Source organism: Pseudomonas sp. A-R-19 (genome assembly GCF_019956575.1).
In the GTDB taxonomy this organism is placed as follows: Bacteria; Pseudomonadota; Gammaproteobacteria; order Pseudomonadales; family Pseudomonadaceae; genus Aquipseudomonas.
In genome coordinates, this window is the sequence record NZ_JAHBDR010000035.1 from 61854 (window position 1) to 76839 (window position 14986).

At 57.5% G+C, this 14986-nt stretch carries 15 protein-coding genes and 2 pseudogenes; 9 read left to right on the forward strand and 8 right to left on the reverse strand.

The window, feature by feature from the left end:
* Positions 1-38: 38 nt before the first annotated feature.
* On the reverse strand, positions 39-641 hold the full coding sequence (gene gstA, locus KGA88_RS04935; RefSeq protein ID WP_223589327.1) for a glutathione transferase GstA: 603 nt from the start codon (positions 639-641) through the stop codon (positions 39-41).
* Positions 642-740: 99 nt separating this feature from the next.
* Here gstA and KGA88_RS04940 point away from each other — a divergent pair, with 99 nt between their 5' ends.
* The 3 genes and pseudogenes from KGA88_RS04940 to KGA88_RS31715 form a co-directional block, all read left to right on the forward strand.
* Positions 741-1613, forward strand: coding sequence for a LysR family transcriptional regulator (locus KGA88_RS04940; protein WP_223589329.1), 873 nt, complete (start codon positions 741-743; stop codon positions 1611-1613).
* 520 nt (positions 1614-2133) lie between these two features.
* A pseudogene (locus KGA88_RS31710) lies at positions 2134-2802 on the forward strand (PAS domain-containing protein); the annotation flags it as partial.
* Positions 2803-2931: 129 nt separating this feature from the next.
* A pseudogene (locus tag KGA88_RS31715) lies at positions 2932-3348 on the forward strand (methyl-accepting chemotaxis protein); the annotation flags it as partial.
* A gap of 169 nt (positions 3349-3517) precedes the next feature.
* Here KGA88_RS31715 and KGA88_RS04950 read toward each other — a convergent pair.
* The 3 genes from KGA88_RS04950 to KGA88_RS04960 all read right to left on the reverse strand — a co-directional run bounded on the left by KGA88_RS04950 (position 3518) and on the right by KGA88_RS04960 (position 5470).
* Complete coding sequence (locus KGA88_RS04950; RefSeq protein ID WP_223589334.1) at positions 3518-4063, reverse strand: hypothetical protein; 546 nt, start codon at positions 4061-4063, stop codon at positions 3518-3520.
* Between the two features lie 148 nt (positions 4064-4211).
* Positions 4212-4850, reverse strand: a complete 639-nt coding sequence (locus KGA88_RS04955; RefSeq protein ID WP_223589337.1) for a glutathione S-transferase family protein — start codon at positions 4848-4850, stop codon at positions 4212-4214.
* A 125-nt stretch (positions 4851-4975) separates the two neighbouring features.
* Entirely contained in the window at positions 4976-5470 is a 495-nt protein-coding gene (locus KGA88_RS04960; protein ID WP_223589341.1) for a hypothetical protein, read from the reverse strand.
* A gap of 425 nt (positions 5471-5895) precedes the next feature.
* On the opposite strand from KGA88_RS04960, the gene KGA88_RS04965 reads away from it, so the two are divergent.
* Positions 5896-6144 (forward strand): DUF6124 family protein, encoded by a 249-nt coding sequence (locus tag KGA88_RS04965; protein WP_007974480.1) that lies wholly within the window; start codon positions 5896-5898, stop codon positions 6142-6144.
* A gap of 178 nt (positions 6145-6322) precedes the next feature.
* Here the strand turns inward: KGA88_RS04965 and KGA88_RS04970 are convergent, their stop codons facing one another.
* A complete protein-coding gene (locus KGA88_RS04970; protein ID WP_223589345.1) occupies positions 6323-7354 on the reverse strand; it encodes a LacI family DNA-binding transcriptional regulator in 1032 nt (343 codons plus the stop codon).
* Between the two features lie 215 nt (positions 7355-7569).
* On the opposite strand from KGA88_RS04970, the gene KGA88_RS04975 reads away from it, so the two are divergent.
* Positions 7570-8103: a gluconokinase gene (locus tag KGA88_RS04975; RefSeq protein WP_223589349.1), complete on the forward strand. Its 534-nt coding sequence runs from the start codon at positions 7570-7572 to the stop codon at positions 8101-8103.
* 81 nt (positions 8104-8184) lie between these two features.
* Positions 8185-9537 carry a GntP family permease gene (locus tag KGA88_RS04980; RefSeq protein WP_110662595.1) on the forward strand — a complete coding sequence of 451 codons (1353 nt, stop codon included), beginning with the start codon at positions 8185-8187 and terminating at the stop codon, positions 9535-9537.
* 227 nt (positions 9538-9764) lie between these two features.
* Here the strand turns inward: KGA88_RS04980 and alaC are convergent, their stop codons facing one another.
* On the reverse strand, positions 9765-10982 hold the full coding sequence (gene alaC, locus KGA88_RS04985; RefSeq protein ID WP_223589353.1) for an alanine transaminase: 1218 nt from the start codon (positions 10980-10982) through the stop codon (positions 9765-9767).
* A gap of 137 nt (positions 10983-11119) precedes the next feature.
* On the opposite strand from alaC, the gene KGA88_RS04990 reads away from it, so the two are divergent.
* The 3 genes from KGA88_RS04990 (at position 11120) to KGA88_RS05000 (ending at position 12921) form a co-directional block, all read left to right on the forward strand.
* Positions 11120-11782 carry a LysE family translocator gene (locus KGA88_RS04990; RefSeq protein ID WP_110662620.1) on the forward strand — a complete coding sequence of 221 codons (663 nt, stop codon included), beginning with the start codon at positions 11120-11122 and terminating at the stop codon, positions 11780-11782.
* Positions 11783-11849: 67 nt separating this feature from the next.
* A complete protein-coding gene (locus KGA88_RS04995; protein WP_223589356.1) occupies positions 11850-12335 on the forward strand; it encodes a GyrI-like domain-containing protein in 486 nt (161 codons plus the stop codon).
* 97 nt (positions 12336-12432) lie between these two features.
* A complete protein-coding gene (locus KGA88_RS05000; protein WP_223589360.1) occupies positions 12433-12921 on the forward strand; it encodes a GNAT family N-acetyltransferase in 489 nt (162 codons plus the stop codon).
* Positions 12922-13155: 234 nt separating this feature from the next.
* Here the strand turns inward: KGA88_RS05000 and KGA88_RS05005 are convergent, their stop codons facing one another.
* Together KGA88_RS05005 and KGA88_RS05010 are read right to left on the reverse strand one after the other, a co-directional pair.
* Positions 13156-13842 (reverse strand): dTMP kinase, encoded by a 687-nt coding sequence (locus KGA88_RS05005; RefSeq protein WP_223589364.1) that lies wholly within the window; start codon positions 13840-13842, stop codon positions 13156-13158.
* Complete coding sequence (locus KGA88_RS05010) at positions 13839-14975, reverse strand: radical SAM protein (RefSeq protein ID WP_223589368.1); 1137 nt, start codon at positions 14973-14975, stop codon at positions 13839-13841. Before KGA88_RS05010 ends, KGA88_RS05005 begins: the two co-directional genes overlap by 4 nt.
* Positions 14976-14986: the final 11 nt, after the last annotated feature.

The window sequence follows — 14986 nt, forward strand, 5'->3', positions numbered from 1 at the left end:
CCTGTGGGAGCGGGCTTGCTCGCGAATAATCTTCAGTCTTACGCCAATTCGGCGGCCAACGCCGCCTTCACCGCCGGCCGCTGATCCACCTTCGCTTGAAACCCTGCCAACGCCGGCCACCCATTCAAATCAATCTCAAACAACCTCGCCCAACGCAACACCGTAAACAAGTACGCATCCGCAACACTGAACCCGCCCACCATCAAAAAATCCTGCCGCTCCAACGTCTGGTTCAACACCGCAAAACGCTTGAACAGCTTCTCCTTGATCAACGTTTTCACTTCATCTGGGAATCGGCTGTTGAACAGCCAACCAAGCCCGCCATGAATCTCCGTCGAAAGGAAGTTCAGGCACTCCTGCAACCGCACCCGCTCGAATGTCCCCTGGGCTGCGGCCAGTTTCGCTTGCGGCTGCAGATCCGCCAGGTATTGCAGGATCGCCGGCCCCTCGGTCAGCAACTCGCCGTTCTCCAGTTGCAAGGCAGCGACGTAACCCTTGGGGTTGATGGCGAGAAAGTCGTCGCCGTCGGCGGTGGTTTTGGTGATGTTGTCGACGCGGATCAATTGGAAGGGCAGTTCCAGTTCGCGCAATACGATATGCGCTGCGAGCGAGCAGGCTTGGGGGGCGTAATACAGCTTCATGGGGCGGGCTCTGGTTGTGGGTTTACGCCAGTGTCATAGTGCTCGGCACCCTCGGTAAAATTAATCTTTCAGAAAACTGCCATAAGGAAAGCTACTGCCATGATGAACCTGATGCACTGGCGAATGGTGGTGGCCGTGGCGGACACCGGCAACATCACCCGCGCCGCCGAACGGGTCGGCATGACCCAGTCAGGCGCCAGCCAGGCCCTGGCCTTGATCGAGGAAACCCTGGGCGTGCAGTTGTTCAGCCGGGAGAATCGCCAGACGTTGCCGACAGCCATCGGCCTGCCGGTCATCGAGCAGGCACGGACCATGCTCGGTGCGCTGGAAGCCATTCGCAGCACCGTCGAGGCCGCAAAAGGTATTCAACGCGGGACGATTCGCCTGGCCAGTTTTCCCATGGTACTGGCGACCTTTCTGCCGCCGTTGCTGCGTCAGTTCAACAGGCTCTACCCCGGCATCGAGGTGGTCGCCCTGGAAGTCAGCGATGACGAAGTGGAAACCCTGCTCGGCGCAGGGTTGGTGGATGTCGGCGTGGTGCTCAATCCATCCGCCGAGCGCAAGGCCAGTCCATTGGGACGCGATGCGTGGATGGCGGTATTGCCCGGCGGCCACCCGCTGGCGCGGCGCTCCCATGAAGAAGGCGTGTCCCTCGCCGAGTTGGCGGCGCAACCCTTTGTATTGGCCACGGGCGGTTGTTCGACCAATGCACGAAGCCTGGCTGCCGATGCGGGCCTGCAACTGCAGGATGTGCGCGTCGAGGTCCGTGAATGGAGCAGTGCGCTCACCCTGGTGCGGGAAAACATCGGCGTGAGCCTGGTGCCGGAAATGACATTGCCGGGTAATCGCCAGGGTTTGCGTGTGGTGCCGGTGTTGCCGAGGATCGAGCGCGAGTTTGCCTTGGTGGTCGCGGCGAACAAACCAACGTCGGCGGCAGTGCAGGCGCTGCTGGACATGCTCGACGAACGGTAACCCCCCAACCAGCTGCTGAACCGTTTTTGTCCTCAATGCTGGCCGACTAGTGGCCTTGCAAGCCCAAGGTTGCTGTCTATGATCAGATGTAACTAACCATGTCGGCCGTGATGAGGCGGTCGATGTCTTGGCGAAAGAGTGCGCAATCGAAGGCACCCACAGTTGATGACAAGGAGCTTTGCGCTAAATGGAATTTGTTGTGAATCTGTTAGGGCTGGCCCGCATGCGGGCTATCAAGAGAAGGATGTCTTGATGAGCGTGTCGCTATAAGGACCCTCCGATTGATCATCATTTATCACCTGACTAGTCCTTCTTTTTGGAGGGATGCGTGTGCCTGTTCCACGGAACGTAGTGGTGGATGTGAAAGACCTGCAACTTTCATCAATCAAAAAACCGCGCTGAAGGTGATACAACAATGTTCAACCTACATCACAAGGCTGACCTGCTGGAAATCGAACGCTTCAGCTGTGCGCTGACAGAGGCCAACGCCAAGTTGGCGGCGGTCAGTCGTTCAATGGCGATGATTGAATTCACCCCGGACGGCATTGTCATCGATGCCAACGAAAACTTTTGCAGTGCCATGGGTTATAGCGCCGACGAAGTGCGCGGCAAGCATCACCGGGTCTTTTGTGAAGAGCAGTATTACCGCAGCGATGACTACACCAAGTTGTGGCGCGACCTGGCGCGGGGCGAGCCGGTGAGCGGGACCTTTTTGCGCTTGCATAAAAGCGGCCGGGAGATCTGGCTCGAAGCCAGCTACATGCCGGTGCTAGGTCCCGACCGACAAGTTAAAAGCGTGATCAAGGTCGCCACCGACATCACCGCCCGGGTCAACAAGGAGCACGAAAACGAAAGCCGGCTCGCCGCGATCGGCCGCTCCATGGCCGTGATTGAATTCACCCCGGACGGCAAGGTCATCAGCGCCAACGAAAACTTCCTGAAAACCATGCAGTACTCGCTCAACGAAGTGGTGGGGCAGCATCACAGCCTGTTCTGCCACCGTGCCGAAGCCGAGTCCCAGAATTACCGGAATTTCTGGGCGTCGCTCAACCGCGGCGAATATCACTCCCATCGTTTCGAGCGCAGAAACAAACAGGGACAGACCATATTCCTTGAAGCGTCCTACAACCCGTTGTTCGACGCCAAGGGCCGATTGTACAAAGTGGTCAAGTTTGCCAGCGACATCACTCACCAGATGACCACCCTGCAAACCGCCGCTGAATCGGCCCACAGCACCTCGGTGCAAAACGACGTCTGTGCACGCAAGGGTTCCGAGGTGGTGCAGCAGACGGTGCAGATCATCCAGGACATTTCCAAAGACCTGAACGAAGCGGCGCTGAGCATCGATGCCGTGAGCAAGCAGTCCGACATCATCGGCACCATCGTGCAGACCATCCGTGGCATTGCCGATCAGACCAACCTGCTGGCGCTCAACGCCGCGATCGAGGCGGCCCGCGCTGGCGAGCACGGGCGCGGATTCGCGGTAGTGGCCGATGAAGTGCGCAGCCTAGCGGCACGCACCAGTCAGGCGACGCTGGAAATTGTCGAGGTGGTGCGCAAGAACCACGACTTGTCGCTGAGTGCGGTGTCGAGCATGCAATCGAGTCTGAGCCGGACCGGCCTCGGCGTGGAACTGGCGAACGAGGCAGGGGAGGTGATCCTGGAAATCCAGCAGGGCTCGCGCCACGTGGTGGATGCGATCAGCCAGTTCAACTCGACGTTGCAACTGAACTAAGCAGGGCAACTTGTAGGAGCGAGCTTGCTCGCGATGGTCGATAACGATAACGCGTGTTTTCTGGCTAAACGCAGCGCTCTTGTATCCATCGCGAGCAAGCTCGCTCCTACATGAAATGAGCAAATGAGAAAGGGTCCCGGTAGAGGGACCTTTTTTTATTGCGCAATGGTTAGAGCGAGGCGAGGAACTTGTCGACCACCTGGGGACTGCCTTTTTCGCTGCTGCTGTCTTTATCGGCTTGCGCCAATTGCATTTTGTCTTTCATGCGATCGGCAATCTCTTGAGCGACCGCCTGTTGTTTCTCCGGCGGCGTGGCTTTCAAGTCTTCTTCGGTAATGCCCATCTCTTTCAGAATACTGTCACGCAGGCGCTGTTCAGGCGTTTTGCTCATGTAGTCCTTGAACTCGGCGGTGGCCGAGCCTTCGTTGAGCTTGGTGGAGTCTGTCGCTTGCAGGTTCACGCGGGTCTTGGCGAACGCTTCGTCGACGTTGTCGCTGATCTTGCTCGCCTCGCCGACCTGCTGCGTGGCGATCTGGGTGGCGGAGTCCTGCACCTGTTTGGTGGCTGTGGTTTGCGCCTGCACATTGTTTTGCATGGCCTGGGCGATGACCGCCTGCATGCCGCCCTGAAGACCGGCGGCGGCATCGGCGGATGGCTCGTCACCGGGACGCTTGGCGAGTGGGGTCACCAAGGATTGTTTTGCACTGACCAACATGATGAAGAGACCTTGTGGGTAATGGCGATACCTGGTCTGAGCAAATAGCGTGCCTCGTCGATTAAAATCAACAAAATCAAATAGTTGAGTCAATTGTCGCAGTGAGGTTTCGGTCAGCGGTTGCCGCTGGGTGGCAACCTGCGGCCATTCAAGGCAAGCCGTTGCAGCAATGCTTGAGGAACCCGGGGTGCTGCGCCAGGCGTTTGAAATACTCATCGACGGTGGGGTAGTCCGGACGCTCGATCGGGGTCATCAGCCAGCGATTGACCGACAAACCGATGACCACATCGGCCAGGGTAAATCGTGGCCCGGCGACATACGCCTTGGTGGTTGCGAGTTGATGTTCGAGAATGCCCATCTTCTGGTTCCAGCCACGGGTACCGACCTCGAGGCTATGCGCGTCCTGGAACTCCGGGTCCTTGCGCACCAGTGCCATGAACGGGTATCTCCAGGACGGATTGAGCTCGGTGGCTTGCCAATCCATCCACTGCTCCACCCGGGCGCGGGTGGCCGGGTCGGTTGGCAGCAAATCGGCATGATGGTGATGGTGTTTGCCGACCAGGTAGCGGCAGATGGTATTGGACTCCCACAACACTCCGGCTTCATCGATGATTACGGGCACTTGGGCGTTGGGGTTGAGCCTGAGAAACTCGGGGCTGTGGGTCGAGGCAAAGCCACTGCCCCAGTCCTCGCGTTCAAAGGACAGGCCCAGTTCCTCGCACGTCCACAGAACCTTGCGGACGTTGATCGACGAGGCTTTACCCAGGATCTTCAGTGTGTGTTCCATTGAGCTACTCCGTTAGCGAATTGGTGCGCTACGGGAATCTAACAGCGTGCCCACCAGAGGGCGACATTCGTTGCTCTAAAAGGTTAGTTGAAATCCGCTCGCCGCGTTCGGCTCTTGATTGGACTTCAGGCGCTCGGCCGAACCTGGTTGCCCGGCACCAGGTCGGTCCAGATCGGGGTCGAACAGGCACTGGGAATGTATGGATGGAGGGCAGGTTGCTTGAGGATCCAGCCCTGAAGCTGTTGGTCGATGTACACCGGGGTTGGCTCGATACACTCGCCTTTGGGGGCAACCTTGGCTTGATCCACAGATACAAACAGTGGGCCGGGCAGATCAAAAACCGTCTGGGAATGGCTTAAAACCCCCGTGTCCTTGCGGGCGAAACAGTTGTTCCTGCGTCCGCTCAGGTCGGTTGTCATGACCCCGGCTTCTTCCAGGTTCGCATGCCAAACATTCATGACAACGGCTGGCCCCTCGGCTTTCGGGTGCAAGGCGAGGCAACTTTTGATTGCCGGCATGAAACGCGGATCACTTAGAAACTGCGTCCAGTCGTTCGGCTGCGAAGCTTGCGCCTGAATCGTTTGGCCGAGCAAGAAGGTCAGGAAAATCGCTTTGCGCACAGGAATATCCGCGAGAAAAAAGTTTGCGGATTCTGCACTCGACGCTCGGGTCGCGGAGGGTAAAAGATGTTTCGAAATGCTGTGTAGGAATGGTCTGAGGCAATCGGCTTCAGGGGCGTTCCGCGGGCTACGATTTCTTGCACCCTTGCCTACAACTACGCCAGAATCCGCCGACTTGTGCGCCTGGTATCCGGACTCTATCGTTCCGTGTCGCTGTAAATTCAGCGATCGGGTCTAGCAGCCCGGATACTTTAGGCGCATAGCGTCCACCATTCGTGATCAGTTCATGTTATGGCGGCTGTGCGTGGGAAGACCTTCGGGTCTACCGGGTTCTAGAGTCCTGGTCTGCTAGCCCGCGCACGGCTGCCACCTTATTTTCGTCTAGCAGCGAATCGTGGCAGCTCCACCACTCTAGGAGCATTGCCATGTTCAAACCCACGCCGAACCCCCCACGCAATCCCAGCCCAATGTTCTCCATCTCACCTGGCATCAATAACGAAACGCTGCTGGCGCACGCCTGCGAATCACTGGCCTCGGCGAGTGTGATGACCAATGACTTTGCTACGTTTCTGGAAGGCAGCCAGCGCAATACGGCACTGGCGATTGCACAGATCATCATGCTGGCCGAGCTGGCGGTGAACCGGGTGCTGGATAACCTTGATCCGCAGGATTAAACACGGAGCGGGGGTGAGAGGCTTTCCCTGTGGCGAGGGGGCTTGCCCCCGTTGGGTTGCGAAGCAACCCCCAAAAAACAGACGCCGCAGTCATACAGGTATACCCCGTGAACTGGATTACGACTGCTTCGCAGCCGAACGGGGGCAAGCCCCCTCGCCACAGTGGTCTATGTCGCGGCTACGTACTCTCGCGCACCTTCAACTCAAACCCCATGTCCTGCACCGGTCTGGCCACGGTATTGCCGGCCATCAGTGTCAGCATCTGCTCCGCCGCGCGGCGGCCGATGGCTTCGCGTGGGGTGTTGATGCTGCTCAGGCGCGGGACCATGTGTTCGGACATGGGCAGGTCGTTGAAGCCGAGGATCGCCACTTGCTCGGGGATCTTGATCCCGTGTCGCAGCGCTTCTAGCAGCGCGCCCTGGGCCAGGTCGTCGTTGCCGAAGAAGATCGCATCGACATCCGGGTGACTGGCGAGCATCTGCAGGAACAATTCACCGCCCAGCCCGACCGATGACGGGCGGGGCGTCAGCACTTCCAGCGCCGGGTCATACAAACGGGCTTTTTGCAGGGCTTTGCGGAAGCCTTCGCCGCGCAGCAAGGTGCGCTGGTCCAGTTGCGCGCCGATGTAGGCCAGGCGTTTGCGGCCGCGAGACAACAAGTGTTCGGCTGCCGTTTCGCCGGCGGCCAGTTGCGAGAAACCCACGCAATTGAGCCCGGCGGCGCTGTCCAGCTCCATCATGTACACGCAAGGAATGTTGCTGGCTTCGATCATCCGCCGCGAACTTTCGGTGCGGTCGAAACCCGTCAGCAGCAAGCCGCGTGGCTGATAGGCCATGTAATTACGCAGCAGGTTTTCTTCTTCATCGCGCGAGTAGTGGAAGTTGCCGATCAGCACTTCGAAGCCCTTGGGCCGCAAAACCTGATGAATGGCTTCCAGGGTGTCGATGAACAGCAGGTTGGACAGTGACGGCACCAGCACCACGACGGAATGGCTCTGGGCCGAGGCCAGGGCACGGGCGGCAGGGTTGACCACATAGTTGAGTTCCAGCGCCGCTTTCTGCACCTTTTCCACCAGTTCAGTGGCAACAGTGCTGACGCCACGCAAGGCGCGGGAAGCGGTGATCGGGCTGACGCCGGCCAGTCGGGCTACTTCGTTCAGGGTAGGGCGGCCAGTGGTGCGGGTATTTTTATCGTTCTTGGTTGGGTTCATCGATGGCTTGCCAAACAAAATTCAAGGCACTAAGGTAGCGCTGTCTCGATGCAGCTGCAAATGCGTGAGCGAGGGTTCGCCTGATCCTTGCTTTTTGGCGTTGGGACCTAACCTGCTGCAACCCATAAAATGACAAGAAAGGCGTCGGCAACTTCTGCTTTTGGTCTAGTGTCATAACTGGCAAAGGTAGCGCTGTCTGCGCGCTGAGGTGTTACATGAATCATCCCATCACCGCCCTGGTCATCATGGGCGTTGCCGGTTGCGGCAAGACGTGCGTCAGCGAGGCCCTGTGCCAATTGAGCGGCGCCACTGCCATTGAAGGCGACTCTTTCCACCCTGCCGCCAATATCGAAAAGATGAGCGCGGGGATCCCCCTGAACGATGAAGACCGCGCCGGCTGGCTCGACAGCCTGTGCGATGAACTGCGCCGTGTCGACGCCATGGGCCAGCGCCCGGTGCTGACCTGCTCGGCACTCAAACACATCTATCGCGAACGTCTGCGCAGTGCCTTGCCGGGCCTGGGCTTCGTGTTCCTTGAACTGACCCCCGAAGTGGCCGCGGACCGCGTCTCCCATCGGCCGGGCCATTTCATGCCGTCGACCCTGATCGACAGCCAGTTCGCCACCCTTGAATCGCCCGTGGGCGAGCCGCTGACCCTGGCGCTGGACGCTTCGACCCATAGCGTCGAGCAACTGGCAGCGCAGGCTCATGTCTGGTGGCAGGCGAACGGCCTGAAACAGGCGGTATGACTGTGTTTGCAAAGACAGCGCTGTCCTCACGACTTCTGATCAACCCGCTTTAATAACAACAACAACCAGGAGACACCCCTAATGTTTGGCATGTCCCACGAGACGTTCCTGCTGCTCGATGCAGTGGTCACGGTGATCGGGCTTATCTTCCTGATCACCAAGTTCAAGTTGCACCCCTTCCTTGCCCTGATCATCGCCGCAGCTTTCCTCGGGCTGACCTCCGGCATGCCGATCGGCACCATCATCAAGGCGTTCCAGGACGGCTTCGGTGGCGTGCTCGGCTTTGTCGGCATCATCCTCGCGCTGGGCACCATGCTCGGCAAAATGATGGCCGAGTCGGGCGGTGCGGATCAGATTGCGCAGACGTTGATCCGCGCGTTCGGCAAGGACAAGGTGCAGTGGGCGATGATGTTCGCCGCGTTCCTGGTCGGTATTCCGCTGTTCTTCGAAATCGGCTTCGTGCTGCTGATCCCGCTGGTGTTCATCGTTGCCCGCCGCACTGGCGTGTCGATCATCAAGATCGGTATCCCGTTGCTGGCTGGCCTGTCCGCCGTGCACGGCCTGGTGCCGCCGCACCCGGGTCCGCTATTGGCTATCGGCGTGTTCGGTGCCGATATCGGTAAAACCATTCTGTATGGCCTGATCGTTGCGCTGCCAACCGCCATCATCGCTGGCCCGATCTACGGTACGTTCATTGCCAAGCACATTCCCGGTCATCCGAATCAGGAGCTGGTGGATCAACTGGCGCGCGAAACCGATTCGGCCGAACTGCCGAGCTTCGGCATCACCCTGGTGACCGTGCTGCTGCCGGTGTTCCTGATGCTGCTCAAGACCTTTGCTGACGTGGTGCTGCCGGATGGCAATATCTTCCGCGCCTTCATGGACCTGATCGGTCACCCGATTTCGGCGTTGCTGCTGGCGTTGCTGCTGTCGCTGTATACCTTCGGCTACAAGCAGGGCATCGGTTCCAGCCAAATGATGAAATGGCTGGATGCGAGCCTGGCGCCGACCGCCGCGATCATCCTGATCATCGGTGCCGGTGGTGGCTTCAAGCAGATGCTGGTGACCAGCGGCGTGGGCGACGTGATCGGCCATATGGCGGTCAACGCACAGATCTCGCCGATCCTGCTGGCCTGGCTGGTGGCGGCGGTGATTCGTATCGCGACCGGTTCGGCAACCGTGGCGACCATTACCGGTGCTGGCATCGTGGTGCCGGTGGTGGGGATGATTCCAGGTGTGAACCGTGAGCTGCTGGTGCTGGCCACCGGTGCAGGTTCGTTGATCCTGTCCCACGTCAACGACGCCGGTTTCTGGTTGGTGAAGCAGTACTTCAACATGACCGTGGCCGAAACTTTCAAGACCTGGACTGCGATGGAAACGATCCTCTCCGTGGTCGGCCTGGGCTTCATTCTGTTGTTGTCGCTGTTCGTTTAAGCGATTCGACAGGCACAAAAAAACCGCAGCGATGCGGTTTTTTTGTGCCCCAAGGATAACCCTGTTCATTGTGGCGAGGGGGCTTGCCCCCGTTGGATTGCGCAGCAATCCCAAAAGCAGTCACTGCGGTTTTTCAGGCGGAATGCGTTAACTGGTTTTACGACGGCTTCGCCGCCGAACGGGGGCAAGCCCCCTCGCCACAGGAAGTTGTTGCCACAGGTTTTGTGTCAGGTGTTGGATTTGCTGACTAGTCCATCCGCCCTGAACATCCCGCGAATCCCGCGCACGGCCTGGCGAATCCGGTCCTGGTTTTCGATCAGGGCGAAGCGCACATGGTCGTCGCCGTATTCGCCAAAGCCGACGCCCGGCGAAACGCACACCTTGGCTTCAGCCAGCAGCTTCTTGGCGAACTCCAGCGAACCCAGGTGCGCATAAGCCTCGGGAATTTTCGCCCAGACGTACATCGACGCTTTCGGGTTTTCCACCATCCAGCCCAGTTCATGCAGGCCCTTGACCAGCACGTTGCGGCGCTGCCGATACTGCTCGGCGATGTCGCGCACGCATTGCTGATCGCCTTCCAGCGCGGCAATCGCCGCCACTTGCAGCGGGGTGAAGGTGCCGTAGTCGTGGTAGCTCTTGATCCGCGCCAGGGCGTTGACCAGTTCCGGGTTGCCGACCATGAAGCCGATGCGCCAGCCGGCCATGTTGTAGCTTTTGGACAAGGTGAAGAACTCCACCGCAATGTCCTTGGCGCCGGGCACTTGCATGATCGATGGGGCTTTCCAGCCGTCGTAGACGATGTCGGCGTAAGCCAGGTCGTGCACCACCAGCACATCGTACTGCTTGGCGAGGGCGATGACGCGCTCGAAGAAATCCAGCTCCACGCACTGGGCGGTAGGGTTGGACGGGAAACCGAGGATCATCATCTTCGGCTTCGGAATCGAACCACGAATGGCCCGCTCCAGTTCAGCGAAGAAGTCCACGCCCGGCACCAGCGGCACCGAACGCACCTGGGCGCCGGCAATCACGGCACCGTAGATATGAATCGGGTAGCTCGGGTTCGGTACCAGCACGGTGTCGCCCTGGTCCAGGGTGGCCAGCATCAGGTGTGCCAGGCCTTCCTTGGAGCCGATGGTGACGATGGCTTCGCTTTCCGGGTCGATGTCGACCTCGTAGCGCTCCTTGTACCAGTTGGAAATCGCCCGGCGCAGGCGCGGAATGCCTTTGGAAGTCGAGTAACCGTGGGTGTCTTCGCGTTGAGCAACTTGTACGAGTTTTTCGACAATGTGCGGCGGCGTGGCGCCGTCGGGGTTGCCCATGCTCAAGTCGATGATGTCTTCGCCACGACGACGGGCGGCCATCTTCAGCTCGGCAGTGATGTTGAAAACGTAAGGGGGGAGTCGATCTATGCGCGCAAAGCGGCGCGGCGAACCTTGTTCGGCCATTGTTGCCTCGGATAACGTAAGCGCCCGGAACCGTCCGAGCGACGCAGGTCAGCGGTGACCTGTGGCGGAATGTACGGGCAGCTGTGGCAGACTGTCCAGCCTCAATGTGAACAAATTTTTCCGAAGGAATTGGGTCGATGGAATTTACCAGTGGCTTCCTGCTGAGCCTTTCGCTGTGCCTGGACATTGGCGTGGCGAACATCGCGATGATCACCCTTGCGATGCAGCGCGGCTACTTTCAAGGCTTTGCGCTGGGCCTGGGTACCTGCGTCGGCGACCTGATCTACGCGGTGCTGGCGCTGGCCGGCATCACCGTGTTGCTGCAATACGAAACCGTGCGCTGGGTGTTGTGGATCGGTGGCTCGGCGTTGCTGGTGTACTTCGCGGCGAAGATGGTCTATTCGGCGATTCACCACGAGGCGCTGCTGGCCGAGACGGCAGAGGTCGGGAACAACTCCCACCGCAAGGAATTTTTCCGCGGGATCTTTCTCGCCATGTCTTCGCCCAGCGCCATTCTCTGGTTCGCTGCAGTGGGCGGCACCCTGATCGCCCGTTCCGGTGGCGGTGGCCCGCTCAGTTCGGCGCTGTTTCTCGGCGGTTTCCTGTGTGCCGGGCTGCTCTGGTCGGCAGGCTTGTGCTTCGCCGCCAGCCACGGCGGCAAGTTGCTGGGCGACAAGTTGCTGCGCTATTCCTACATGGCATCGGCGGCGATCTTCTGCTATTTCGCGGTCTACGTGATCCTATCGGGTTACAACGAGTTCTTCGGTGCCGCGGCCGTCGAGCAGTTGCACGCACTGTAATTGGGCGAATCGGGTTTGGCTTCTATACTCCCAGCCGAACCCATTTTTACGCGCCAGGAGTCGAGTCATGGATGAGTTAGCACGCGTCGAACTGACGCAACCGCGCTTCGAGCACGGGCATTTCCTGCTGATTGCAGGGCTGGGCGGTCAATTCACCCAGCAAACCACCCAGGGCATTCCCGCACTCTGGGAAAAGTTCGAGCCCCACATCGGTAACATTCCCGGCCAAAAAGGCGAAGTCACCTACGGTGTCTGCTGCAATTTCGACGGCAAGGGCGGCTTCGATTACATAGCTGGCGTCGAGATCAGCAAACTCGACGACCTGCCGGAACAATACCGTTGGGTTGAGGTTCAGCCTCAGTTGTACGCGGTGTTCGAGCACAAAGGGCCGTTGGATACCTTGCCGCAACTGTTTCAGTACATCTTCGGCACCTGGCAGGAGCAGTCGGGGCATAAGGTGTTGAATGAGCCGGAGCTGGAACGCTACAGCGAAGACTTCAACCCCAAGCTCAACACCGGCAAGTTGGAGATCTGGATTCCGATCAAGGCATGAGATGTGTGTCGAGTGGCGGGTCCAGCGATTCGTCTCTCGATGTCCCACTTCGGCTGATTTATCATCCCGGCCTTTCCCACGCTGATTCCGAGCTGCCATGAACACCGTCATCCGCAACGTCATCCCCGCCGATCTGGACCGCTGCTTTGCCATCGAGACCCTTGCCTACGAAGGTGATGAAGCCGCGACCCGTGAGAAAATCGCCACCCGCATCGCCACCTGGCCCGAGGGTTTTATCGTCGCTGAAGTGGATGGGGCCGTCGCCGGGTTCATCAACTCCGGTGCGGCGTTCCAGGTGGAAATGTCGGATGAGGCGTTCAAGGAGCTGATCGGTCACGACCCGGCCGGACCGCACGTGGTGATCATGTCGGTGGTGGTGCACCCGGATTATCAGGGGCAGGGCCTGGCCAAGCTCCTGATGGGCGAGTTCATCGAGCGCATGCGTGCGATGGGCAAGGTCAGCATCAACCTGATGTGCAAGGAACGGCATATTCCGTTGTATGCCGGGTTCGGTTTTGCCTACGTCAAACCGTCGGCGTCCGACCATGGCGGCATGGCGTGGCATGAGATGGTGCTCAAGCTCTAAGCACACCGCAAATCCCCTGTGGGAGCGGGCTTACTCGCGAAGAGGCCGGTACATTCGACATCTCTATTGACTGACACGCCGCTTTCGCGAGCAGGAGTTAGTGGTGGCCCTTAGTTTCAGGGGTAGTAAAGACTTTCCCGGACGGGAGCCTGCGGTTGTATGTCTCTGCATCGAACGGGCCGTCATTAAAACACTGATGGAATGCACCAAGGCTGGGCGGGTGTTTTGTGAAGACTATATTCCGTTGAGTATGCTCCGTACGGCGCTTATCGCTTTATCAAGTACGGCCTCCTCACTTAGGTCAGTTGTATCGATCCGAACCCAGCTTTCTAAACCGCATCTCTCATAACTGGATCGGACTCGATTTTGATACTCAATGAAACTCTTGATGCGATCTTCATTGCCTCCATCATAGGCTCCACTCTCGCTCAGGCGGAATGATTCCTTTCTCTGCGCCGCAAGAACTGGATCGACATCTAAAAAAATTACGAAATCAGGTTTTCTAATTGTCGAGAATACTGCTAAGGCTTCTTCAGCCAAGTCTTCGTCTTTAAGCAGGAAGCGAGCTAGGTACTTATAGTACCAACCATCGGCGATGCAACTCATGCCAGAATCAACTAGTGGTCTTACGGCGGCATAGTCCGTGGCCTGAAACCAAGCAGTGATCAGGGTCAACCAATGTCTATCACCTAATTGCTCAAGTGGGGCTTGGTCGGGATAATCCCAAAGAACCTCACGAAGGCGGGACATATGAAACTCTGAATAGCCTGATGATACCGGTGGACGGTTCTTGTCTATATAATGCAGCGCAGCGTGGGACTCAAGAATATTGTCATATGTGGCCCTTGCAACAGTTGATTTCCCTGCACCATCCGTGCCTTCAAATGCGATGAATACTGCCTTCTCAGATGTGTATTTCATTCGAAACCTCCCAAGTAAGCCTCGGTGTCAAGAGAATTTCTACCACTTCCTTCTATTAACGGGCGAAATCCTTCTCTGCGATATATCTCTGACATCTTTTTACCGAGTGTATTCAGGAAGTTCACAGATGGTCGCTCTCTTGTAGAATATTGTGAACCGGCGTCAGGGTGGAACACCGCAACTGCAGGAACAACTCCCATCTCTCCAAAGTACTCGATACCTTCAATGATTGACTCTAATGGCTCCATGCCTGCTACAAATCCAGCGTATACATTGCCGTGACCTAAAACGTCTACAGCCGCTTCAAAAGCGGCAAGAAATCGCTCCCGAGTGAAATCACGAGATTTACCTGGGCAAACTTCGGAGAATAAGTCTGAATTGAATACCTCCAGGCTCATTGACATGTTGTTGCCAACTGCTTTGAATCGTTCAAAAAGTCGGAAGTCCTTAGGAGGCATAGAAATTAGATGATAGTCCAAGCCGTTTTGTAGATTTTTTTGTTTTACTCGTTCAAGTAAATCTATATGCATTGCATATCCTTTGTCATAATTCGGGATTGTGCCGCCGTTCAATAGAACTCTCTTGTACCGGTTGCTCTCATCTTCGATGGCTGTTGCTACTGCTTCCCCCGCTACATCGCCTTTAATACGCATCTTGTGATCGGATAGGCTTTCTCTTGCTGGGCCCAGAGAGCAAAATTTACATTCATGACCATCATTGAAGTAATAGCAATGGCCAGGTGAGAAAATTCCGAGGGTCGAATCTCCGTATACAGTTAAGTTCCTTTCGAGAAGCTCGCCATTGCTCAAACGTTTTCCGTAGGATCGTGGTCTCGTCGGAAAGGTAATTTTTATAACTTTGTTGCCGTATCTTAGTGATGGCGTTTCTTGCTCTAAAGTTATTCTGTAGTTTGAGTTCGGATTGTGGTTGGCGGCAGCTATAATCTGACCGTCGAGAATGATTTCCTGCGGCGTCCGGGTGTCAGAACTAAGTATGACGCTATCACCCGTTCCATATGCTCGCCTTTTTTCAATGTGATTTGTTTGGGACTGAAAGTACTCTAGGAACTCCTGGGAAAAACTAACGCCGTTGGATAGTAACTCAAGTTTCAGCTTTACTGTTTCTTGCAGCATGATTCGTCTCC